The sequence below is a fragment of the Billgrantia bachuensis genome (genome assembly GCF_011742165.1).
GTDB lineage: Bacteria > Pseudomonadota > Gammaproteobacteria > Pseudomonadales > Halomonadaceae > Halomonas > Halomonas bachuensis.
The window spans coordinates 13,139-37,260 of record NZ_JAAQTO010000050.1; the positions used below are offsets into that span (position 1 = coordinate 13,139).

Annotated in this window: 17 protein-coding genes; 13 read left to right on the top strand and 4 right to left on the bottom strand. The window is 65.7% G+C overall.

Annotated features, from left to right (window positions below; genetic code table 11):
- Positions 1-34: 34 nt before the first annotated feature.
- Positions 35-712: a hypothetical protein gene (locus HBJ55_RS17560; protein ID WP_167117992.1), complete on the bottom strand. Its 678-nt coding sequence runs from the start codon at positions 710-712 to the stop codon at positions 35-37.
- A 251-nt stretch (positions 713-963) separates the two neighbouring features.
- Between HBJ55_RS17560 and HBJ55_RS17565 the strand changes: the two genes are divergently transcribed.
- From HBJ55_RS17565 to HBJ55_RS17575, 3 genes are all read left to right on the top strand, one after another.
- Entirely contained in the window at positions 964-2,175 is a 1,212-nt protein-coding gene (locus tag HBJ55_RS17565; RefSeq protein WP_167117994.1) for an ABC transporter substrate-binding protein, read from the top strand.
- Positions 2,176-2,237: 62 nt separating this feature from the next.
- Positions 2,238-3,932, top strand: a complete 1,695-nt coding sequence (locus tag HBJ55_RS17570; RefSeq protein WP_167117997.1) for an ABC transporter permease — start codon at positions 2,238-2,240, stop codon at positions 3,930-3,932.
- Positions 3,929-4,564, top strand: coding sequence for an ATP-binding cassette domain-containing protein (locus HBJ55_RS17575; RefSeq protein ID WP_167118000.1), 636 nt, complete (start codon positions 3,929-3,931; stop codon positions 4,562-4,564). Before HBJ55_RS17570 ends, HBJ55_RS17575 begins: the two co-directional genes overlap by 4 nt.
- Before the next feature lie 112 nt (positions 4,565-4,676).
- On the opposite strand, the gene HBJ55_RS17580 is transcribed toward HBJ55_RS17575, so the two are convergent.
- The 3 genes from HBJ55_RS17580 to HBJ55_RS17590 all read right to left on the bottom strand — a co-directional run bounded on the left by HBJ55_RS17580 (position 4,677) and on the right by HBJ55_RS17590 (position 8,119).
- Entirely contained in the window at positions 4,677-5,243 is a 567-nt protein-coding gene (locus HBJ55_RS17580; RefSeq protein WP_167118003.1) for a hypothetical protein, read from the bottom strand.
- A 96-nt stretch (positions 5,244-5,339) separates the two neighbouring features.
- Positions 5,340-5,624: a hypothetical protein gene (locus tag HBJ55_RS17585; RefSeq protein ID WP_167118005.1), complete on the bottom strand. Its 285-nt coding sequence runs from the start codon at positions 5,622-5,624 to the stop codon at positions 5,340-5,342.
- A 128-nt stretch (positions 5,625-5,752) separates the two neighbouring features.
- Positions 5,753-8,119, bottom strand: coding sequence for a PqqD family peptide modification chaperone (locus HBJ55_RS17590; RefSeq protein ID WP_167118008.1), 2,367 nt, complete (start codon positions 8,117-8,119; stop codon positions 5,753-5,755).
- A gap of 273 nt (positions 8,120-8,392) precedes the next feature.
- Here HBJ55_RS17590 and HBJ55_RS17595 point away from each other — a divergent pair, with 273 nt between their 5' ends.
- The 10 genes from HBJ55_RS17595 (at position 8,393) to HBJ55_RS17640 (ending at position 24,109) form a co-directional block, all read left to right on the top strand.
- Complete coding sequence (locus HBJ55_RS17595; RefSeq protein WP_167118011.1) at positions 8,393-9,349, top strand: sulfurtransferase; 957 nt, start codon at positions 8,393-8,395, stop codon at positions 9,347-9,349.
- 155 nt (positions 9,350-9,504) lie between these two features.
- Positions 9,505-10,062: a sigma-70 family RNA polymerase sigma factor gene (locus tag HBJ55_RS17600; protein ID WP_167118014.1), complete on the top strand. Its 558-nt coding sequence runs from the start codon at positions 9,505-9,507 to the stop codon at positions 10,060-10,062.
- Positions 10,059-10,253 (top strand): zf-HC2 domain-containing protein, encoded by a 195-nt coding sequence (locus HBJ55_RS17605; RefSeq protein ID WP_167118017.1) that lies wholly within the window; start codon positions 10,059-10,061, stop codon positions 10,251-10,253. The genes HBJ55_RS17600 and HBJ55_RS17605 overlap by 4 nt, the downstream gene beginning before the upstream one ends.
- 545 nt (positions 10,254-10,798) lie before the next feature.
- Entirely contained in the window at positions 10,799-12,337 is a 1,539-nt protein-coding gene (gene glgA / locus HBJ55_RS17610; protein ID WP_422674213.1) for a glycogen synthase GlgA, read from the top strand.
- Complete coding sequence (gene treZ / locus HBJ55_RS17615; RefSeq protein WP_167118021.1) at positions 12,334-14,148, top strand: malto-oligosyltrehalose trehalohydrolase; 1,815 nt, start codon at positions 12,334-12,336, stop codon at positions 14,146-14,148. Before glgA ends, treZ begins: the two co-directional genes overlap by 4 nt.
- Entirely contained in the window at positions 14,145-16,262 is a 2,118-nt protein-coding gene (malQ, locus tag HBJ55_RS17620) for a 4-alpha-glucanotransferase (RefSeq protein ID WP_167118022.1), read from the top strand. The genes treZ and malQ overlap by 4 nt, the downstream gene beginning before the upstream one ends.
- Positions 16,255-19,047: a malto-oligosyltrehalose synthase gene (gene treY / locus HBJ55_RS17625; protein WP_167118024.1), complete on the top strand. Its 2,793-nt coding sequence runs from the start codon at positions 16,255-16,257 to the stop codon at positions 19,045-19,047. Before malQ ends, treY begins: the two co-directional genes overlap by 8 nt.
- A 1-nt stretch (position 19,048) precedes the next feature.
- The gene (locus HBJ55_RS17630; RefSeq protein ID WP_167118026.1) at positions 19,049-19,768 is read left to right on the top strand and encodes a DUF2934 domain-containing protein; all 720 of its coding nucleotides are present in this window, start codon (positions 19,049-19,051) and stop codon (positions 19,766-19,768) included.
- 54 nt (positions 19,769-19,822) lie between these two features.
- The gene (gene glgX / locus HBJ55_RS17635) at positions 19,823-22,027 is read left to right on the top strand and encodes a glycogen debranching protein GlgX (protein WP_167118029.1); all 2,205 of its coding nucleotides are present in this window, start codon (positions 19,823-19,825) and stop codon (positions 22,025-22,027) included.
- A gap of 54 nt (positions 22,028-22,081) precedes the next feature.
- The gene (locus tag HBJ55_RS17640) at positions 22,082-24,109 is read left to right on the top strand and encodes an alpha-1,4-glucan--maltose-1-phosphate maltosyltransferase (protein WP_167118031.1); all 2,028 of its coding nucleotides are present in this window, start codon (positions 22,082-22,084) and stop codon (positions 24,107-24,109) included.
- Positions 24,110-24,122: the final 13 nt, after the last annotated feature.

Below are 24,122 nucleotides of genomic sequence, written 5' to 3' on the forward strand. Positions count from 1 at the left end.
CAACAAGCGCCGTTCCCGCTCCGGGCTTGCGAGCTCAGAGGTCGTGCGGTTCTCCCGCGAAGCGTCGCTGCACCTCGACCATGTAAGCGGCCAGCGAGGTCAGCTTATCGCCACCCCACTCCAATGGCTCGGCGGCCATCGGCGCGACCATGCAGATCTGCACCATCTCGTCGGCGTGGACCTGGGCCATGCCGAACTGGTTCTCGGCCATGGCCACCTGATGCGGGAAGGGCTGCTCGAAGGTCGCGGCGTAGCCCTGATCGTTACCGTCGCTGCCGTGACAGCTGGCGCACGAGAGACCGTTACTGCTCAGCGTCGTGTCGTAATAGAGTTCCTCGCCGCGAGCCAGCAGCTCCGCCTCGTTGTCTCCCTCCTCGCTGTAGGCCGGCGAGTATCCTTCGGGGCGCTGAACGTCACTAACGTCACCCTCTGCTTCACCTTCTGCCTCGCCCTCCGCTTCTCCCTCTGCTTCGCCTTCGGCCTCCGCTTCGGCTTCAGCGCCTCCTTCGGCGTGAGTGCTCGCCAGCAGGAAGGTCTCCTCGCTCAGCTCGGTCATGGCCAGTTTTCCCGCTTGGCTGACGGCATCGCCGGCGGTGGCCTGCAGGGCGACAACCCCGCCCACTGCCAGAGCCAGTGCCGGTGCCGTATAGGCCAACCGGCGGCTGAGGCAACCCAGCAGCTGCCGTCTCTTGTCGTCTTTGTTATAGGGCATGATGACTGCCTCCTGAATGACATGTCGGGACTTCTCGCCTCCTGCCGCTGAGTGTCAGCGACATGACTTCGTCGTGAGTAACCAGCCTCTCCTTACAGAACTTGGCGGGAATAAGCCGGAATGTGTAAGGATGGCAGCAGCTTCACGACCTTCGCGTACGATCCCGAACGAGAGTCATCGAGCCTGTAGACGACAGGCCACGGCTCATCACACTGGCCATTCTCGAATCCGCCCTACTGAGGAGTGAGTCAATGTCGCTGCGTCTGTTTCGTGTCTTGCCATTGGCTGCAATGCTTGCCCTTCCGCTTCACGCGGTTTCCGCTCCGCAAGAGTGGGAGAGCGTTCTCGACGAAGCTCGCGGCCAGACCGTGTACTGGCACGCCTGGGCCGGTGACACGCGTGTCAACGACTATATCGATTGGGTAAAGCGGCGGGTTAGGGAGGAGCACGAAGTCGAACTGGTACACGTCAAGATCGACGACACCGGTTCCGCCGTTTCCCGAGTGCTGGCCGAGCGCAGCGCGGGCAATCACGACGACGGCAGCGTCGATTTGATCTGGCTCAACGGTGAAAACTTCGCCGCCATGAAGGAGAACGACCTGCTCTACGGCCCCTTCGCCGAGCGTCTGCCGAACTTTGCGCTGACCCAGCCCGAGCATAACCCCGAAGTGGTCACCGATTTCACATTGCCCACCGCGGGATTCGAGTCGCCCTGGGGCAAGGCGCAGATCACTTTCTACTACGATGCCGCTGTGCTCGAGGAACAGCCACCACGCAGCATGGCGCAGCTCCTCGCCTGGGCCGAGGCCAATCCCGGGCGCTTCACCTATCCGCGCATTCCCGACTTCCTCGGCAGCACTTTCCTCAAGCAGGCGCTGGTTGCACTGACCGAAGAGGCCGAGGCGCTCTACGCCCCCGTGGAACGGAGCGATTTCGAGGCCGTTACCGCGCCGCTGTGGGATTATCTCGACGCCTTGCACCCCCACCTGTGGCGCAGCGGTCGCCAGTTTCCCGCCAATGGCCCCGGGCTGCGTCGTCTGATGAGCGACGGCGAACTGGCACTGGCCTTCACCTTCAACCCGGCGGAGCCTGCTGCCGCCGTGGCCGGCTTCGAACTGCCCGAGTCGACCCGCAGCTATATCCTCGACGGCGGCACGCTGGGCAACGTGCACTTCGTCGCCATTCCTTACAACTCGCCCCACAAGGCCGGTGCCATGGCGGTAGCGAACTTTCTGCTCTCGCCTGAAGCCCAAGCGCACAAGCAGGACCTTGCAGTATGGGGCGACCCCACCGTGCTCGACGTAGCACGCCTCGATGAAGAAAACCGCGCCCTCTTCGAACAGGCATCCGACAACCCTGCCCTGCTGGCACCGCAGGCGCTGGCCGAGACCCTGCCGGAACCGCACCCGAGCTGGATGATGGCACTCCAGGAGGCCTGGCAGGCGCGCTATGTCGGCCGCTAGGAAGCTTGTGAAATGGCCGGACGCAATTTTCGACTCCGCCTGACGAGAGGCCGCAGATCTTGATGCTTCGCCTCGCTCCGCCGCTGATCGTCGCGCTGCTGGTCGGCCCGATACTGGCCGGCCTGGCCATGGCGTTGCTGCCCGCCTTCGGCTACCTGCCGGCGCTGGGCGGCGAGCGTTTGAGCCTGGCACCCTGGCGCGAGCTGTTCGCCCAGCCGGGGCTGGCGCGTTCGGTGGCGGTCAGCTTCGCCAGCGGCCTGCTCACCACGGCCGTGTCGCTCGCCGTGGCGCTGGCGTTCCTGGCCGGCATTTCGGGCAGCCGCCTGGACCACTGGATTCGTCGGCTGGTGGCACCGCTGCTGTCGCTGCCCCATGCCGCCGCGGCCTTCGGCCTGGCGTTCCTGATGGCCCCCTCGGGGCTGTTGGCGCGACTGGTCTCACCGGAACTGACGGGCTGGAACCGCCCTCCCGACCTGTTGATCGTCAACGATCCCCGGGGGTTGGCGCTGATGGTCGGCCTGGTGATCAAGGAGATTCCGTTTCTGCTGCTGATGTGCCTCGCCGCCCTGCCCCAGCTCGATTCCGAGCGACGCGTGGCCATGGCCCGCTCGCTCGGCTACCGTCCCATGACCGCCTGGTTCAAGGTAGTGGTTCCGACGCTCTACCCGTTGATTCGGCTACCGGTCTATGCGGTGATCGCCTATGCCACGGCGGTAGTGGACGTCGCTCTGATTCTCGGCCCCACACTGCCCCCGACGCTTGCCGTGTCGATCCTCACCTGGTTTCACGACCCCGACCTGAGCCGGCGCTTCATGGCCTCGGCGGGCGCCGTGTTGCAGCTCGGCGTCACCGCTGCGGCGCTTATCGCCTGGTGGTGCCTGGAATGCCTCGTCGCCCGGCTGGGACGGCAGTGGCTAGCCCGCGGCGGACGCGGCAAAGGCGAGCGTCCGCTGCGCCTGGCGGGTAAGGGGCTGATCCTGTTCACCACTCTTACCGCCTTTGTGGGCCTGGCCGGCCTCGCGCTCAGTTCCATCGCGGGCATGTGGCGCTTTCCCGATGCCCTGCCCCAGAGCGTTACCGCCGCCCACTGGCTGCGCGCCTTGCCCTCACTCGCGGCGCCGGTCGCCACGACGGCACTGATCGCCATCGGCGCGACGCTGTTCGCCTTGGCGCTGGCGCTGGCGGCACTCGAGAACGAACAGCGCAGCGGTCGCCACCCGGCGCAAGGCAGATTGCTCTCGGCGCTGACGTTGCTCTACTTGCCGCTGATCGTGCCGCAGATCGCTTTCCTGTTCGGCCTGGTGGTGGTGATGGAATCGCTGGGCACCCGGCCAAGGCTATGGCTGGTGATCTTCGGCCATCTGCTGTTCGTGCTGCCCTATGTGTTCCTGTCGCTTTCGGAAGCCTACCGCCGCTTCGATCCGCGCTGGTCTCAGCTCGCCTTGAGCCTGGGCACCTCGCGCAGCGCCGTGTTCTGGCGAGTGAGGCTGCCCATGCTGCTCGCGCCGCTGCTCACCGCCGGCGCCGTGGGTCTCGCCGTCAGCATCGGCCAGTACCTGCCTACCCTGTTGCTCGGCGCCGGGCGCATCACCACGGTGACCACCGAGGCGGTATCGCTGGCAGCCGGCGGCAACCGCCGTGTGATCGGGGTATGGGCGCTGGTCCAGGCTTGCCTGCCGCTGGTGGGCTTCATCCTCGCCGTGGGCCTGCCACGGCTGCTCTGGTCCAACCGCCGCGGCATGCGAGGGTCGCCATGAATACACATCACCGCCTGGTGTTGAAGGACATCCGTATCGCCCTGGCTGGGTCGCCACTGCTGTCGCTCGACGCCGAGATCGGCCCCGGCGAGGTGCTCACCGTGATGGGGCCGTCCGGCTCCGGCAAATCGACCCTGCTGGCCTACCTGGCGGGCTTCCTCGCGCCGGCCTTTCAGGCCAGCGGCCAGGTCCTGCTCGACGAGCGCGAGATCAGCCGGCTGCCGGCGGAGCGGCGAGGCATCGGCCTGCTGTTCCAGGACCCGCTGCTGTTCCCGCATCTCTCGGTGGCCGGCAACCTGCGCTTCGGCATGCCCCGCGCGGCCCCCGACAAGGCAGGGCGAGTCGAGGCAGCGCTGGCGCAGGTCGGCCTGGGTGGCTTCGGGCAGCGCGATCCGGCCACGCTTTCAGGCGGCCAGAAGGCTCGCGTGGCATTGATGCGCCTGCTGCTCGCCGAACCCTGCGCCGTACTGCTCGACGAGCCCTTCTCGACACTCGACCGGCCGCTACGCCACGACACGCGCCGGCTGGTATTCGACCGCTTGCGCGAGGCGGGGCTGCCCAGCCTGCTGGTCACCCACGACCGGGAGGACGCCGAGGATGCCGGCGGTCGCATAATCGAGCTTGGCTTTTAGGGTAGCGGCATCCCTTCCTGCGATTACGATTCACTCCTCTGCGATGGCCCGCTCGGCGATTTGGGGGCGACCAGCATCAGGGCCAGCCCTGCCGTAGCCATGTGAAGATGCTTCATGCCGTTTCCCTCCTTGTCGAGTTCTCTTCGGCTGCCTGCTTCTGCCAAAACCGAAGCGTCGAGGGGTGCACCCCGAAACCGTCGGGCAGGGCCACGCCGAGTTGCTCCGCCATGAAGCCCAGCAGGGCCATGTGATGAACGGTGTGGCTGGTCATGAACGCCAGCTCGCGTGCCAGGCTGGTCGATAGCACCAGGCTGGCGCTGGCACCCTCGACGGGGTATCGAACCTGCAGAGGGAGCGAGTGATGCGCATGCAGGCATGGCAGCGCGGCGCTGATCTCGATAACCCGCGCCACGGCCGCTTCCGGTTCGGCTTCGAGCCGTTCGTCCCGCTGACGATTCTCATAGTCGATGCTGCCAACTCCCGCACCTGCCAGCAGGGCGTCGTAATGATCGAGGATATGACGCACGTGCTTGCCCAGGCTCTGGCGCCCCGTCGGGCCGAAGGCGTGCCGATAGGCGGACGGTGTCAGCCTCCCCAGTAACGCCTGCAACTGATGCAGGGCCAGCCGGTTCTCCTCGATAAGGCTGTCGAGACAGGCAGTATCTTGTTGTTCGCTCATGCGCCTTCCCTTCTTGAGTGGACGGGCCTCGTATTGCCGGCTCCGTACCGGGTCACGTCAGTGCCCGGCACGGAACACGGCGGGACGAAAAAATCCCTAGGTGCCTTCTGCCTCGGCTTCTCCTTCCGCTTCTCCTTCCGCTTCTCCTTCTGCTTCGCCTTCGGCCTCCCCTTCTGCTTCGGGTTTCTTCTCTTCATGCGCCTCGGCCAGCATCAGCGGCGCTTCCTGCCCGCTGGTATAAGCCGGCTGCGTGCCGGTTTCGTCTGCAACGGCCTGCACTGCCATGCCGCTGGCGACCAGCGCCAAGGCGGGAGCCGCATAGCCAAGCCGCCGGCTGAGCCGACTCAGCAACGTGCGGCGCTTCTCCTCGTGCTCTGTCATGTCATGTACTCCATCAGGGTCGTTGTCGTTCAACGGCATGCGACGATTGGCTCGCACGCCGCCTGATTGCGAAGCGGGCCGGTGGCGCTCGCTTCGGCCGGTGCCCATCGGCGTGGGTCACCGCTTGCTCAATTCCCGGCCGTCATGGAGTCGGCCGGGAGGGCCGGTTGGGAGGCGCCCTCCGATGACCTGTCGAGCCAGGCGTCCAGTTGCGTGGTGGTGAGCTCGACGCCTACCGCCCAGCAGGAAGTCTCCTCCAGCCAGCGATCCAGCGCCTGGACCTCACCGCCCGAAGGGGGCTCACCAGCGGCCGTACGACAGGCCGGCAGCAGCAGCGCCAGGGCGTCGAGCCGGGACAGCGGTGTTGGGGTCGTGGAAGTGGTCTCGGCGCTGGCGATGACCCAGACCGGCAGCTCACGCAGCAGTGCCGGAAGAGCTTCCGCCGCAGGTGAGGCAGCCCCCCACCCAGGCAGACCGAGTGGCTGCAGGTGCACCTCTTCACCCTCCGGCACCAGCCTGACGCCACGGGAGAACCTGCTACGGAGAGCCGAAGGCAGAGCGGCAAACGCCTCTCGCGCCTGGGGATCGGTGGCGATACAAAGCGCGGCGTTGCCCATCGGTGTCACCACGAGATGGGCGTCGATCACCGGTTGCCCTGGCCCTGCGGCCTGGCACAGCAGGAACTCCGTCAGGGCCGGTACGATAGCCGGCAGCGTCAGGCGGGAGGCGATCAGTGAGTCGTCGGAGGCCAGGGCATAGCCTGCCGCCGCCTTCAGCAGCGCCAGCCGCGGAAGCTCCTTGGCCGCATCGACGGAGAGCGGCGGGAGCCCGCCCGCAAATCCCGCCTGCAAGCGGTCGAAGGCGGCGCTGTCGGTCACTTTCAGCGCCCAGCGCCGCGCTTCGTGTTCCAGCAGCACCGTCTGGTGTGCCTCGTCATTCGTTACCGGCTCGCCAGCAACCGAGTCGGCCTCGGTCAGCGCCGTTCCTTCGTCACCGCGCTGACACAGCAGGCCCAGGCGGCACCACTCGGCGAGAGTGGCCCAGACCTCGCGACCCAGCGCCTCGGTATTGGCGTCGCCCGTCTCTGCGGTTGCCGCTCCCAGCGCCTCGACGATTGCCTCGGGCTCGAGCCCTTCGGTGACCAGCAGCCAGATCAGAGCCGCGGTGTCGTTGGGGCGATAGAGGCGGCCGGTATCGGTCTCGTAGAGGGCCAGTTGCTGGTCGTCGTAGTATTCGCTGACTCGGCGTCGCATCAGCTTGGGGCGCGGTACGCGACGGCCAGCCAGGCCGCCCGCCAGCGCCAGGTCCTGCTCGCTGGGCAACGAGAAGTAAGGCAGGTAGCGCAGCGGATCGGCGTCGGGCAGCAGTCGCTGGAAGCCGCCTGCCCTGGCCCGTTCCGCCTCGGCTTCGGCAAGCGGATCGGACATTTCGGCAGCCTTGCTATCCGCCAGGCCGGTCAGGGCGATCAGGTCGCGCACCAGGTCGCCCTTGATCCGCTCCTCGATCAGCCCGCCGCTGTCGGGCGCGGCACAGGGCCCCAGCGACGGGCTCAGGTTGCATTCGAGGATCCACGGCTTGAGGGTGTCGTCGATCAGGCAGTCGAGACCCAGCAGTTCGTAGCAGCCACGCGGGTCGGCGCCCACGGCAGCGGTGCGGCTTCGCATTGCATCCACAGCGGCGATGGACGTGAGACTGATAAGATCTTCGATGCGTGCGAACAGTGTGGCATCGTCGTGCCCCTGCTCGCGCAGCCAGGCGCGGTAGCGGTCGAAGTCGATGAACTCCACCGGCACCTCGGCGCGGGTGTTGAGAGCGTTGATGTCGGGATTGGTCAACTGGCTGTAGGGGTTGTCGGCATCGTCCGGATCCCAGGGCTCGGAGGCGAGCTTGGCGAAGCCTTGGCGATACAGATAGACCCGCAGCGGCTCGAGCGAGGCGATCAGCACGTAGAGCCGCAGCACGTACTTGTGCCCGCGAATGGTATGCGGGTGATCGAGGTACTCCTGAACCAGCCAGTCGGGGGCCAGCGGCGCCTCACCTGCGTCTTGCAATACCCGTACGCCCTTGCCCTTGGAGGCATTGGTGGGCTTGAGAATCCAGCGCTGCGCGGGGTTGTCCCGCGCGGCCTGCTGCAGGGCATGGTAGTCGTGCGGCATGACATAGGCGCGGGGGAAGAAATCCAGTCGCGACGTCAACGGGTGCTGCGTCCCGAAGCCGTCGACCATGCGCGCCCTGAGGCTGGCCAGGCTTTCGTACAGCCGGCTCTTGACGGTCAGTGCGGCGTTGCCGGGAAAATGGTTGATCCGGCATCTTGGCGAGGCCCGGCGAAACTGCCCGGGCTCGGGCATACCGGTGACCCAGGCGGCGTCCCAGTGCCGCTCGTCGCCTTCCTCCCAGCCTCGGGCTTCGAGGGCTTCGCGAAAGAATCTGTCCTGCTCGGCGGCTCGCTTGCCCGCCAGCCAGAATCGCCGTGGGGGCGCCTGCTGTTCCGTCATGCTCGCGATCTCCTGTGTCTTGTTATGGGATCAGGCGGTAGGGCTCGACTGCCAACTGTGTCGCATCGCCAGCCGGTTCCTTACACCGATAGCAGCCGAGTACCGTTCTGTCGTCGAGCTCCGTCCCGTTTGCACCTTCACAGATGACGTTAGGCCACACGGAGTCTTATTCCCGCTGGGAATGTGACGGACTGAAAGCATTCTTGGCGATACGTTGTCTCACCTTTATGGCCGACCTAGGCTCAGGGCATCCCCAGCGTGGAGGACTGACTCATGCGAACCCCTCTGATCGTGGCGGCCGGCGCCCTGGCAATTGCCGGCTCTGCCCAAGCGATGCATCCCGCTCCCCTGGTAGAAGCCGAGTGGCTCGACGGCCAGTTGGACAGAAAGAACCTCGTGGTACTGGACGTACGCTCCGCTATCGATGACGGCGGCGACCGTGCCGCCTTCGAAGCCGCCCGCATTCCCGGCAGTCGTTATAGCAACTACGCCGAGGATGGCTGGCGCGAGGAGCGCAATGGCGTGGCCGGGCTGATGCCGGACGTCGACGAACTGGCGGAGCTGATCGGCGGCCTCGGTATCAACAACGACGACACCGTAGTCGTCGTGCCCGCCGGCACCGGGCCTACCGACTTCGGCAGCGCAGCCCGTGTCTATTGGACCTTCAAGGCACTCGGCCACGACGAAGTGACGATCCTCAACGGCGGCTTCGCCGGTTGGGAGCAGCAGGGCTTCGAGGTTGCCGAGGGCCCAGCAAGCGAGCCCGAAGCTACCGACTTCTCGGCGACACTGCGCGAGGCGCTGCTGGCCACCGACGAGCAGGTCGAAGCGTCACGTCGGGCCGGCGAGCAACTGGTGGACGCCCGCCCCGTGGGCTTCTTCCGAGGCGAGGAGCAGTCACCCGCCGCTCGTGTGCCGGGCACCATCCCCGGCGCAGTGAACCTGCCCCATCACGATGCGCTGGTAGAACGCAACGGCGCCTGGTATCTGGACCCCGAGCGGCTGACGGCAGCCATCGATGCTCTGGAGCTGGACCGAGAGGCGCCCACCGTCGCCTTCTGCAATACCGGGCATTGGGCTTCCAGCGGCTGGTTCCAGCTCAGCGAGATAGGGGAGCTCGAGAACGTCACCATGTACGACGGCTCCATGGCCGCCTGGACCCGCGATGATTCCCGCCCCGTGCAACTGGCCGAGCGCGGCGTCTTGGCGGTGGGTGAACTGATTGATTGAATCCAGCTGTCTTGTTGCAGACTACGCTTTATTAGCGACCATGGAGCCATGAGAGGTTATTCGTGAACGAAGGCACAGCGGGAGGGTCAGGCGAGGTATCGCGGGCAGACGAGCGGTCATCGGACGCTTCGCCCGAGCGTCGAAAGCGGGACCGAATGCAACGTCTGGCCGCCGTCCGTCCGCGGCTGGTCTCCTTCGCCCGTTTGCATCTGCGCAACAGCGCCGCTGCGGAAGACGCCGTTCAGGATGCACTGGAAGCCGCCATCGAGAAGGATGCCAGCTTCTCCGGTCGCTCCGGCTATGAAACCTGGGTCTTCGGCATTCTCAAGCACAAGATCCTCGACCTCATGCGTGCCCAGAAGCGCCATGGCCAATGGCAGCCGCTCGAGGAAGAGAGCGATGACGATGCCATCGACCGCCTGTTCCAGCAGAGCGGTAGATGGCAGAAGGAAGCCCGCCCCAGCAGTTGGGGGGAACCCGAGACGGTTTTTGAGAATGAGCGCTTCTGGCAGGTCTTCGATGCCTGCATGCTCGTGCTGCCGGACAATCTGGCCCGTGTCTTTTCGCTACGCGAGTTGATGGGGCTCACGACCGAGCAGATCTGTCGTGAGCTGGCGATCAAGGAGAACAACTGCTGGACCATCCTGCATCGCGCCCGCTTGCGCCTACGGACGTGCATCGAACAAGGCTGGCTATCGGGAGGCAAATCATGATCATGTGTCGACGCGCCACGGAGCTGATGTCGCAGCGCCTCGATCGGCGACTGTCGTGGCCTGAGCGAGCCTCCCTGCGCTTTCATCTCGCCATGTGCGGCGCCTGCAGCCAATGCAGCCGACAGTTCGAGCTGCTGCACCGTGTCGCTTCTCGCTTCGACCCCGAACGCGACGACGAGCACGACCATTAACCGTTTGGTGAGGCGTATCCCCTTCCCGAGGCTCGGCCCTTGTCTCGTTTTCGCCCTGGGCCGGGCGGCTGGAAATCCCGCGACTTTCCCCTTTCTTTTCAGCTTTTTCATTATCTCGGTGTGAGAACGTACCGCCCCATATCGCTGTCCATATGAAGGCGGTATAGGGCACATTCGTGACGTAAAGTTAATTAATTTTTCCGTCTATAAGCCATTTATATATAAAGTTTAAACTTATGATAGGACACATTATCGAGCACCGTTTCGCATTCGATACTTTACCCAAGTTATATGATTTCTTTCCTTCGCCGAAGTAGGCTTCATCGACTATACCTATGCAACGTCACCTTTTGCTCACGACTCCCTTCGAGGCCAGGAAAAGCCCGAAAGGAGGCGAAACAAGCAGTCTGATGGTGTCAGGACGGGCAGCGACAATCATTGCCGATACAGGGAGGTCAAAGACCATGGGCAATGTAGCACTGAAGGGTTTCGATTCAGCTACAGAAAGTGACAGAGCCGGCCGTAAGTATGTAACTTCCAGCGTTATGACGCTGGAAGATCCTGAAATTGCGAGGCGGGGCGACGCCCATCGCAAACCGCCTGGAACAGGCACCTCGAATCATCCATCGCAACGCATCCTGTTCGTCACTCCCGAAATCGCCGATTTCGTCAAGGTCGGGGGGCTCGGCGATGTCTCTTCGGCGCTACCGCGGGCACTGGCGGCACATCATGACATTCGCATTCTTCTCCCGGCGTACCGAGAGGTACGCAACTCGCCAGTGAATATTCGCCGCGTCGGCCACCTGCCGGGGCATGCCGACCTGCCCGCCTGCGAGATCGGTGCGATGACCTGCGGCGACGGTCTGGTAATCTATGTGCTGCTCTGCCCCGAGCTCTACGAGCGCGAAGGGGGACCCTACGGGACCGGGCCGGGAGGCTACGGCAGTGGCGGCTGGGAGGACAACGACATCCGCTTTGCCCGCTTGTCGCTGGCCGCCGCCCAAATCGCCGCCGGCCGTGCCGGACTCGACTGGCAGCCCCAGTTGCTGCATCTCAACGATTGGGCATGTGGCCTGGCTCCGGCCTACCTCGCCTGGCAGGGGCTCACGGTACCCAGCGTTTTCACGATCCACAACCTGGCCTATCAGGGCCTGTACGACCAGACACGCTGCGCGGCACTGGGCATTCCCGAATCGGCCTTTCATATCGATGGGGTCGAATATTACGGCAAGCTCTCCTTCATGAAGGCGGGCATCGTCTACGCGTCTCACGTGACCACTGTGAGCGCGACCTATGCCCAGGAGATCACTACCCCCGAGTTCGGCTGTGGACTGGATGGCCTGCTGCGCTGCAAGGCGGATCAGGGCCGGCTGAGCGGCATCCCCAACGGCATCGACGACTCCTGGGATCCGCGCACCGACGCCCACCTGGTCCAGGCCTTCTCGGCGAATGACTGGCGCGGCAAACGGGCGAATGCCGACTATGTGCGCCATCGCTTCGGTCTGGCGCCCAGTGCTGGCCCGCTGTTTGCCATGGTGTCGCGCATGGTGCACCAGAAAGGCGTCGATCTGGTCATCGAGGCAGCTCCCAGCCTTGTCCAGGCTGGCGGCCAGTTGGTCTTCATCGGCAGTGGAGAACGCCGCGTGGAGGCCCAGTTGGATCGGCTGGCGGAGCGCTACCCGGGTGCCGTGGGGGTCTACATCGGCTTCGACGAGGATGAAGCACGCTGCATCTATGCGGGCAGCGACTTCCTGCTGATGCCGTCGCGCTTCGAGCCCTGCGGCCTGAGCCAGATGTACGCACAGCGCTTCGGCTCCTTGCCCATCGCCCACCGCACCGGCGGCCTGGCCGATACCATCGAGGATGGCGTTACCGGCTTCCTGTTCGATGAAGTCAACCTGGCCAGCTTCATGCAGGCGATTCAGCAGGCCTTCTCGGTCTACCACTCCACGGAGTTGTTCTATGCCATGCGGCGGGCGGCCATGACCGGACGCTATCACTGGCGCCAGTCGATCGCCCCCTATACGCAGCTCTATCAAAAGATCAGCGAAGAAGCCGGTGTGGAGGTGCCAGCCTCGGGATGAACGAAGCAGAGCGATTCCAGTACACCTTTGGCGCCCAGGTGATAGGACCGGACTGGACCCAGTTCGCGCTGTGGGCGCCCAGCGCCAGCCGGGTCGACCTCGAAGTGGAGGGCCTGGCGGCCATCGCCATGACCCACGCCGGCGAAGGGCGCTTCGTCGGCGAGGCGGCCTGTGATCACGGCGCCCGCTATCGCTACCGTGTCTTCCTCGACGACGCCGAGCAGGGCATCGCCATCCCCGACCCCGCCTCCCGCGCCCAGGCGGGCGGCATCGAGGGGATGAGCCTGGTGATCGATCCCTACCGCCATGCCTGGCGTCATGCCGACTGGCGGGGTCGCCCCTGGCACGAGACGGTGCTCTACGAGCTGCACCTGGGCACGCTGGGCGGGCTGGCGCAAGCGCGCCAGTGGCTGCCCTACCTGGCCGAGCTTGGCGTCACGGCGGTCGAGCTGATGCCGGTGGCGGCCTTTCCGGGAGCACGCAACTGGGGCTACGACGGCGTGCTGCCCTACGCCGTGGACGAGACCTACGGCGACCCCGACGCACTCAAGGCCTTCGTCGACGAGGCCCATGGCCTCGGCCTGATGGTTTTTCTCGACGTGGTCTACAACCACTTCGGTCCGGACGGCAACTACCTGCCGCGCTATGCCGGCGCCTTCTTTCGCAGCGATCGCCAGACTCCCTGGGGGCCGGCCATCGATTTTCGACAGCCCATGGTGCGTCGCTTTTTCATCGAGAACGCCCTGATGTGGCTCGATGAATATCGCCTCGATGGCCTGCGCTTCGATGCGGTGCATGCCATCGCTGAACGCGACTTCCTGCTCGAGATGGCCGAGGCCCTGCGCAGCCATATCGATCCGCGACGCTACGTGCATCTGGTTCTGGAGAACGAGCACAACGACGCCGAACTGCTCGGGCCCGGGCGCTTCACGGCGCAATGGAACGACGACTGGCACAACGTGATGCACGTGCTGCTCACCGGCGAGAGCGAAGGCTATTACGGCGACTTTGCCGAGGCCTCGACGCAAAAGCTGGCACGCTGCCTGGGAGAGGGTTTCATCTACCAGGGGGACGAAACCCACCGAGGCACGCCTCGCGGCAGCCCGAGCGCTCATCTGCCGCCGACTGCCTTCGTCGCCTTTCTGCAGAACCACGACCAAGTAGGCAACCGCGCCATGGGCGAGCGCCTGACTCTGCTCGCCGAACCGGAGACATTGGCAGCCGCCACGCTGACGCTATTGCTCTCGCCCATGGTGCCGCTGCTGTTCATGGGCGAGGAGTGGGCCAGCGAGCGGCCCTTTCTGTTCTTCACCGACCACCGCACCGAGCTGGCCAAGGCCGTGCGCGAGGGCCGCCGCGCGGAGTTCGCCGCCTTCGGTGCCTTTCAGGACCCGGCGTCGCGCGCCGCCATTCCCGACCCCAACGACGCGGCGACGTTCGAGTCCTCACGGCCCGACCTCGCCGCTCGCGATGTCGCCCACCATGCCGACTGGCTGGCCTTCGTTCGCCGCCTGCTGGCGATCCGCCACGCCGAGATCGTGCCACGCCTCGATGGCGCCCGCGCCTTGGGCGCAGAAGTCCTCGACGAGGGCGCCGTCGTGGCCCGCTGGCAGATGAGCGACGATACCCAACTGGTCATCGCCATGAACCTGAGCGAACGGCCTGTGGCGACCAGCGCTTTCGGCGTCGGACGGCACCTGTACGAGACCCGCGAGGGCGCGGCAGTCGCTACCGAGAGCGGCAGCCTACCGGCGCGCTGCGCCGCGGCCTGGCTGAGGTCAGGTCCCGGCGATGAGGAGATCAGTGCATGAGCGAGCAACGCCTGACGCAGCTAGCCGATGCCGCCGGCCTGATCCTCGAATGGGAAGACAGCGAGGGCCGTACGCACCGGCTCTCCGCCGATACCCAGCGCGAGCTGCTCGCCCGGCTCGGCTATCCCGCCGACAGCCCCGACGATCTCGCGGCGAGTATGGAACGACTGCGAACTCCCGCATCACCCGAGCAGTGGCCGCCGCTTATCACCACCGAGCGTGGCATCGCCACCGACCTGCCGTCACCGCTTCCTGCCGGCACCGTATTTAGCCTGCATCTCGAACAGGGCGACCTGTTACACGATCGACTAGACAAGCGCGGTCGCCTCCCCCCGGTCGGGGTAGCCGGCTACCATCGCCTGCTGGTCGCCGACCGCGAGCTGACCCTGGCCGTGGCCCCACCGCGCTGCTATACCCCAGCCGATGCCGAGGGTAGCGAAGCGCCACGCCTGTGGGGCCTGGCGGTGCAACTCTACGCCCTGCGCCGTCCCGGCGACGGCGGCATAGGCGATGTCCTGGCGCTGGAGCAACTCGTGCATAACGCCGCCCAAGCCGGCGCCGCGGCGCTGGCCGTAAGCCCGACGCATGCCATGTTCAGCGCCGACCTAACGCACTACAGCCCCTATTCGCCATCGAGCCGTCTGCTCTACCACGCGCTGCACGCCGCCCCCGAGGCCCTGCTCGGCGAGGCCGCGGTCGCAACGGCCGTTGAACGCTGTGGGCTGGGCGAAATCAAGGCGCAGCTGGAAGCGCACGAGCTGATCGACTGGCCCCGCGCGGCAGAGACCAAGCTCGCCTGGCTGCGCGCCCTCTACGACGAGCTGATGCAGCGCCAGGACAGCGACGCACAGCGAACCCGCCAGTCGCTCTCGATTTTCCGCGAGGCGGGCGGGACCATGCTCGAGAATCACTGTCGCTTCGAGGCGCTGATGCAGCATCTGGGCGAGCGCGACTGGCGCCGCTGGCCGGCGACGCTGCGCGACCCGGCCAGCCCCGATGTGGCCCGCTTTGCCGAGGAGCATGCGCATGAAAGCGGTTTTCATGCCTTCCTGCAGTGGCTGGCCAGCGAAGGGCTCGCCCGCGCCCAGGCCTCGGCCCGTGAGGCCGGCATGCCGGTTGGGCTGATCGCCGATCTGGCCGTGGGGGCCGATGCCGCCGGCAGCCAGGCCTGGAGCCGCCAGGATGAGATGCTCGAGGGCCTGTCGATCGGCGCCCCACCGGACACCTTCAACGTCCATGGCCAGGATTGGGGGCTCGCGCCCTTCTCGCCCCAAGGGCTGGTACGTTCGGGCTTTCGTAGCTTCATCGACATGTTGCGCGCCGGCTTCGCCCATGCCGGAGGGCTTCGCATCGATCATGTGCTGGGACTCATGCGCCTGTGGCTGGTGCCTCATGGCGCCGCGCCCACCGAGGGAGGCTACGTGCGCTACCCGCTGACCGACCTGCTGCGACTGGTGGCGCTGGAGTCCTGGCGCCACCGTGCCATCGTCATCGGCGAGGACCTGGGCACCGTCGCTCCGGGCTTTCGCCAACAGTTGTCACGCCACGGCATCCTCGGCATGCGTGTGCTGTGGTTCGAGCGCGACGAGGAAGGTGGCTTCCTGTCACCGGTCAAGTGGTCGCACCACGCCATCGCCACCAGTTCGACCCACGACCTGCCCACCCTGGCCGGCTGGTGGGCCGGGCGCGACATCGAATGGCGCAGCCGATTCGGCCTGCTGGCCGACGATCGGGATGCCGACGACGAGTACGCCGAGCGCCGTGTCGAGCGGTCGCGACTAGCTCGTGCGTTGCATCTGGTCGATGACCACGTGCCGGAGTCGCCTCTCGACGCTGCCGCCCTGCCCGCCTCGCAGGTGCTCGATGCCTGCGTGCGCCGGCTGGGGTTCACGCCGGCGCCGCTCACGCTGCTGCCGGTGGAGGATGCCCTGGGGCTGGAAGAACAGGCCAACCTGCCGGGCACGCTCGACGAGCATCCCAACTGGCGGCGGCGCCTGCCGGACGACGCCGAACGTCTGCTCGCCTCGCCCGAGGTGGCAGGTCGCCTGGCCGCCCTCGCCGAGGCTCGCCAGCAAGCTCGCCAAGACGCCCAGGGAGGGGCTAGCGATGAGTGAGATTCGTGCCACCGTTCGCCTGCAATTCCATCGCGGCTTTACCCTCGACGATGCCGCGCAGTGGGTGGGCTACTACGCCCGGCTCGGCATCAGCCATATCTATGCCTCGCCGCTACAGATGTCGCGGGCCGGCTCGCCCCACGGCTATGACGGCATCGATCCCACCCGCATCGACCCCGAACTCGGCGGCGAAGCGGCGCTGGAACGTCTAGTCGCACGGCTGCGCGAACACGGCATGGGTCTGATACTGGATATTGTGCCCAATCACGTCGCGGTGGGGGGCTCGCAGAATTCCTGGTGGCAGGACGTGCTCGCCTGGGGCCAGGCTAGCCCCTATGCCGGCTTCTTCGATATCGATTGGCACCCTGCCGACCCGCTGCTGGCCGGCAAGCTGCTGCTGCCCTTCCTCGGCGAACCTTATGCCGAGGCGCTGCATTCGGCCGACCTCGCGCTGCGCCACGATCCAGACACGACGAGCTTCCACGTCGCTTATCACGAGCACCGCTTTCCTCTCGACCCATGTGGCTACGGCGATGTGCTGCGTCTCGCCGAGCATGCGGCATTGTGGAACCTGGCGCCTCACTTCGACGCCCTGCAGCAACGCGACGACGCCTACACTGCGGTCGCCGAGTGCCGCCGAGAGTTGCGCCAGGCGCTCACGGAGCCCTCGGCACAGCAGGCGCTCACGCAGGCCTTGGCGTTGTTCGACGGTACCACCCGGGGCGGCGCCATTCGCCTGCATGACCTGCTCGAGCGTCAGCACTATCGTCTGGCGTGGTGGCGTAGCGGTGCCGACGAGATCAACTGGCGGCGCTTCTTCGACATCACCGAACTCGGCGGGCTGCGCATCGAACAACCCGAGGTGTTCGAGGCGGTTCACGCCCTGCCGCTGCGCCTGGTGGAGCAAGGCTGGATAGACGGCCTGCGCGTCGATCACGTCGACGGCCTTGCCGACCCGCGCGGCTACTGCCGCCGACTGCGCGCCCGGCTTGGCGAAATCCAGAAACGGCGGCCGCAGGGCGCGGTGCGCCACGTGGCGATCTTCGTCGAGAAGATCCTGGCCGCCGACGAAACCCTGCACCGCGACTGGGGCGTCGACGGCACCACCGGCTACGAGCTGATGAACGCAGTTTCCGCCGTGCAGCACGACCCGGCCGGCGCCGAGCCGCTAGGTAATCTATGGCGTGACGTCAGCGGCCGTGAACCGGACTTCCTTGCCGAGGTGCGCCTAGCGCGGCGCGAGGTACTCACGACCCTGCTGACCAGCGAATTCGAGGCCTGCGCCCGCGCCCTGCATGCGGTGGCCCGCCACTCCCTGGCGACCCGGGACATCACCCTGGCCGCGGTGCGCCGGGCGTTGACGGCGCTGATCGTGCATTTCCCGGTCTACCGCACCTACGCTGACGATGGCGGCCGCCCCGAACTCGATGCACCCTTCTTCGACCAGGCCATGGCCGGTGCCCGCGGCGAGCTGAGCCCGCCCGATGCCAGCGTGCTGGAATGGCTGGAATACTGGTTGGGCGGCGAGGCGCCAGCCGGTGCCGCGGACGCCGACGAGCGCTGGCTGCGCCAGCGCGCCATCGTGCGCTTCCAGCAGCTCACCTCGCCGGTGGCGGCCAAGGCCGTGGAAGATACTGCCGGCTATCGCAGCGCGGTGCTGATCTCGCGCAACGACGTGGGCTTCGACGGCGAGCACCTCAGTCACTCGCCTCGCCAGTTTCACGAGGCCAACGCCTGGCGGGCACGACATTTCCCCCATGGCCTGGTCGCGACGGCCACCCACGACCACAAGCGCGGTGAGGATGTGCGCGCCCGTCTGGCCGCGTTGAGCGAGAATGCCAGCGGCTTTGCCACCCGGGTCGAGCGCTGGCGCGACCTGGCCGCCCCGCTGCGCCAGGTGTTAGCCGAAGGGCCCGCGCCCTCACCGGGCGACGAGCTGATCCTCTACCAGATGCTGCTCGGCGCCTGGTCGCCCACGCTGGTGCGCGGCGACACCGATGCCATGCAGCGCTTTGCCGAACGACTGGCCCAGTGGCAGCAGAAGGCACTACGCGAAGCCAAGCTGCGCACGCACTGGCTGTGGCCCGACGATGCCTACGAGAATGCCTGTCGCGAATACCTGCAGGGCGTGCTGGCCACGCCCGAGCTGTGTCGGGAGCTGGAAGCGGCAGCCCGCGAGCTGGACCTGCCGGGAGCGCTCAACGGCCTGGCGCAGACGGCGCTTCGTCTGACCGTGCCCGGCGTGCCCGACCTCTACCAGGGCTGTGAATTCTGGGACTACAGCCTGGTCGACCCCGACAATCGTCGCCCGGTCGACCATGCCGTGCGCCAAGCCGCTCTGGAGCAGGACCATGAGCCCGCCGCGGCGCTGGAACACTGGCGGGACGGCAGCGTCAAGCAGGCCATGATCGCCCGCCTGCTGGCACTGCGCCACGCCCATCGAGACCTCTTTACCCATGGCGACTACCGCCCCGTGGCGGTGGAGGGCGAACACGAAGACAGGCTCGTCGCCTTTCTACGCCAGCATGGCGACCAGCAGCTGCTGGTGACGGTGCCACGCCTGTGCGCGGCGCTACTCGAAGGCGCCGAACGGCCCCACGTGCCTTCATCGCGCTGGGGCAATACTCGGGTGCGGGTTACCGGCGAGTCGTGCGCCGCTTGGCAAAGTGCGCTGACCGGTACCACCCTGAGAGCAACGGACGAAAGCCTTGCCGCTGGGGAACTGCTATCGGCATTTCCCGTCGGTATCCATATACGAGACATGCACAGGCATGGGGAGAGCTAGGATGGCTAACGAAGAGCGTGTACGGAACCTGGCCTACAAGATCTGGGAATCGGAGGGCCGCCCCGAAGGACAGCAGGAGCGCCACTGGGACATGGCACTGCGGATCGTCATTGCCGAAGAGGAGGAAGGCATCGACGTCGAACTCGACGAGGTCGGCGAACCGGTGGATGAGCCACCCATACTGGAAGACGACCTGCCGCTCGAGGATGACGAGACCGGCATCCAGGAGAATCGCCTGCCGCTGGATTCTCCCGACGGCGAGCCCGACTTCGACGAGCTGCCCTATCGCGACGACCGCGACGTCGCCCAGGACGAGCCGGTGCAGGATCGCGCCAGCCCAGGCCCGGCTCCGGACGAGCCCGAACCCACGGCGGCGTCGACACGCCCGCTACCGGCCGAGCAGGCCACCGGCACCGGGGCTCAGCAGCAGGATACCGCCAACCGCGGCGGGCCAGACGCCCCGGCGACCTCACCGGAACCCGGCCCGGGGCCGATGGAGCCGCTGCCGCCGGAATCGGCCACGGCCAAGCGCACCCGCAAGCCACGGCGCGCCGACGATGGCCTGACCCAGCCCGATGCCACCGATACGTCCCAGGCACCGGGCAAGACCGCCGGGAACGGCACCAAGCGCAACCGTGGCGCAACGTCGAAGACGACCTCCTCCGCCGCCAAGAGTGGCAAGAGCACAGCAAGCAGCAGCCGCACGAAAACGCGCAAATAGCGCGAGACGTGATCGGTATGGGACAGGAGATCCACAGCATTCAAGGACGAGCAGATGAACGATATGAGGCAGGAGCCGCAACAGAACGAACCCGCCACGACAGCCGAGCCGCCCAGCGTTATCCGTCGCTCGCGGGTTCGTGAGGGTTGGCCGTTCCCGCTGGGCGCGACCTGGGATGGGCTGGGTGTCAATTTTGCGCTGTTTTCGGCCCACGCCACCAAGGTCGAGCTGTGCCTGTTCGACGACACCGGCACCCAGGAAGTGGAGCGTATCGAGCTCCCCGAGTTCACCGACGAGGTGTGGCACGGCTACCTGCCCGATGTGCGCCCCGGCCAACTCTACGGTTACCGGGTGCATGGCCCCTACGAACCGGAGGAGGGGCATCGCTTCAACCCCAACAAGTTGCTGCTCGACCCCTATGCCAAGCAGATCGTCGGCGAGCTGACCTGGGACGAGGCCCTGTTCGGCTATACCATCGGTCACCCCGACGGCGACCTCAGCTTCGACGAGCGCGACAGCGCCCCGTTCATGCCGCGCTGCAGAGTCATCGACCCCGCCTTCACCTGGGGCCGTGCGCAAGGCGTCCAGTTGCCATGGAACCGCACGGTGATCTACGAGACCCACGTGCGCGGCTATACCATGCGTCATCCAGCGGTGCCGGAAGCGCTGCGCGGAACCTTCTCGGGGTTGATGGTCAACGAGGTGGTCGACTACATCCACTCGTTGGGCGTGTCGTCAATCGAGTTGTTGCCGATCCACGCCTTCGTTGACGATCAGCACTTGCTCGAGCGCGGCCTGCGCAATTACTGGGGCTACAACTCCCTGGGCTTCTTCGCCCCGCACTCGCGCTATCTCTCGGGCAAGAACATCAATGAATTCAAGCAAATGGTGGCCTGCTATCACGCCGCTGGCCTCGAAGTAATCCTCGACGTGGTCTACAACCACACCGCAGAAGGCAACGAGCTCGGCCCGACCCTGTCGTTCAAGGGCATCGACAATGCCTCCTACTACCGGCTGCTGCCGGATGAACCGCGCTACTACATCGACGATACCGGCACCGGCAATACGCTGAACCTGAGCCACCCAAGGGTGCTGCAGATGGTCACCGACTCGCTGCGCTACTGGGCCACCGAGATGCGCGTCGACGGTTTCCGCTTCGACCTGGCGACGATCCTCGGCCGCGAACCCCATGGTTTCGACGAGGGCGGGGGCTTCCTCGACTCCTGCCGCCAGGACCCTGTGCTCAGCCAGGTCAAGCTGATCGCCGAGCCTTGGGACTGTGGGCCCGGCGGCTACCAGGTGGGCGGTTTTCCGCCGGGCTGGGCGGAGTGGAACGACCGCTTTCGCGATACCGTTCGTGCCTTCTGGCGCGGCGACGAAGGCCAGTTGGCCGAGCTTGCCTCGCGACTGATGGGCTCGGCGGACCTGTTCGATCGGCGCGGGCGGCGTCCCTTCGCTTCGGTCAACTTCATTACCGCCCATGACGGCTTCACTCTGCACGATCTGGTGGCCTACGACGACAAGCACAACGAGGCCAACGGAGAAGACAACCAGGACGGCCACGATCATAACCTGTCGTGGAATCACGGCGAGGAGGGCCCCACCGCAGATCCCGCCATCCGCTCGCTACGGCTACGCCAGATCCGCAATTTCCTGGCCACCCTGCTGTTTTCTCAAGGCACGCCGATGCTGCTCGCCGGCGACGAGTTGCTGCGCACCCAAGGGGGTAACAACAACGCCTACTGCCAGGACAACGAGACCAGTTGGCTCGACTGGAATCTGGAGGGCGGCGCACACGACATGATCGAATACCTGCGCCGGCTCGTCGAGCTGCGCATGCGCTTCCCCATCCTGCGTCGCGGGCGTTTCCTGTCCGGCGAATACAACGAAGAGATGGGGCTCAAGGAGGTGACCTGGCTCGCCCCCGACGGCAGCGAGATGGACGTGGCGCGCTGGGAGGATCCCGAAGCGCGCAGCCTCGGCGTACTGCTGGATGGCCGCGCGCGCCTTTCAGGCATTCGACGCACCGGCGACGACCGCTCGCTGCTGGTCCTGTTCAATGCCAGCCCCGATAGAGTCACGTTCCGTTTGCCCGAGGTGCCACGCGGCGTCGGCTGGGTGTGCCGGCTCGATACCAGCCGCCCCCTCGACGAAGCCCCCCTTTACTGTGCCTTTGGCGACGAACAAGAGATGGAGGAGCGTTCGCTGGTCCTGTTTGAGCTGTTGCAGGAAACCGGCCCCCTGGATATCCAGGCATGAGGGGTACCTGAAGGCCTGGTGGCTGGCCAAGGAATAAACAGAAAGGAGCATGCGATGAGTTCAATTCCGTACTCGGCGCCAGTCGCCGACCCGACGCAGGAGCCGGAACAGGACCATGTCATGGCGGCCATCCATGCGCCACGCATCGCCATCGAGTCGGTGAAGCCGTCTCTGGATCACGGTCGCTTCGCTGCTAAGTCCATCGTCGACGAGCCGATCACCGTCAGTGCGAAGATCTTCGCCGACGGCCATGACATTCTGGCCGCCGCTATCTGCTGGTTCGATCCCGAAGGCCATCAGCACCGCGAGCCCATGCATCAGGTACCGCCGCTGGGCCTGGATAACTTCGAGGGACGCTTCACACCTCGTCATGTCGGAGCACACCGTTTCCTCATCGAAGCCTGGTGGGACATCTACGCCACCTACCGCCACGAACTCTTCAAGAAGCATCATGCCGGCGTGCCGGTGGGACTCGAACTCGAGGAGGGCAGGCGTGAGGTCGTCCAGGCAATCGAGCGCAGCGAAGGCGATCTCAGAATGGCGCTCGAGGCCACCCTTGAGCGCTTCCAACGGCTCGAGTCCGATGCCGAACGGGTTGCCCTGCTACTCGACACCGATACCGCGCAGCTCATGCACGCAGCGGACAATCGCCCGCACCTGACCCGGAGCGATGTCCTCTATCCTCTGGACGTGGAGCGCCGTAGGGCCCGCTTTTCCAGTTGGTACGAGCTGTTTCCCCGCTCGGAAACCGACAGCCCGCATCGTCACGGTACCTTTCGTGACGTGCAAGCGCGCCTCCCCATGATTCGCGACATGGGCTTCGACGTCCTCTATTTTCCGCCCATTCACCCCGTCGGGCGCACGCACCGGAAGGGACCCAACAATTCACTTGAAGCAGGGCCGGACGATCCCGGCAGCCCCTACGCCATCGGTAGCAAGGAGGGAGGTCATGAATCGATACATCCGGAACTTGGCACGCGAGACGATTTCCGTGATCTGGTACGCGCTGCAGCCGATCATGGCCTGGAAATCGCGTTGGACTTCGCCATCCAGTGCTCGCCCGACCATCCCTGGCTCGAGAAACACCCCGGTTGGTTCTCATGGCGTCCCGATGGGTCTATCCGTTACGCGGAGAACCCGCCCAAGAAATATCAAGACATCGTCAACGTCGATTTCTATGCCGAGGAAGCGATCCCTTCGCTATGGATCGAGCTGCGCGACATCGTACAAGGCTGGATCGGCGAAGGCGTGAAGATATTTCGCGTCGACAATCCCCATACCAAGCCACTGCCCTTCTGGGAGTGGCTGATTGCCGATATTCGCCGCCGCGACCCGTCGGTGATCTTCCTGGCCGAGGCCTTCACACGGCCTGCGATGATGCTGCGACTCGGCAAGCTGGGCTTCAACCAGAGCTACACCTACTTCACCTGGCGCCATTCCAAGCAGGAACTGACCGAGTACTTCACCCAGTTGAACGAATCGCCGCTGCGCGAGGGCTATCGGCCCAATTTCTTTGTCAACACACCGGACATCAACCCCTACTTCCTGCAGTCTTCGGGACGGCCCGGCTTTCTGCTGCGAGCGGCTCTCGCTGCCTTGGGGGCAGGCTCATGGGGAGTGTATTCGGGCTTCGAGCTGTGCGAGGGAGAACCGGTGCCGGGCAAGGAGGAGTACCTCGATTCGGAGAAGTACGAGATCCGGCCTCGTGACTATACCGCGCCCGGCAACATCACCTACGAGATCGCTCAGCTCAATCGCATCCGACGGGAAAACCCGGCGCTGCAGACCCACCTGGGGCTGGCCTTCTACACGGTACACAACGAGAGGATCCTGCTCTTCGGCAAGCGTACCGAGACGCTGGACAACTTTATTCTCGCTGCCATCAGCCTCGACCCGTTCGAGGCTCAGGAGGGAATTTTCGAATTACCGCTGTGGGAATTCGGACTGCCCGATGACGCCGACCTGCAGGGGGAGGACCTGATGAGCGGGCATCGCTGGACCTGGCACGGCAAGTGGCAATCGCTGCGACTCGAACCGTGGCATCAGCCCTTCGCCATCTGGCGCATCCGCCCGATTCATTAGCCACCGGTACGCG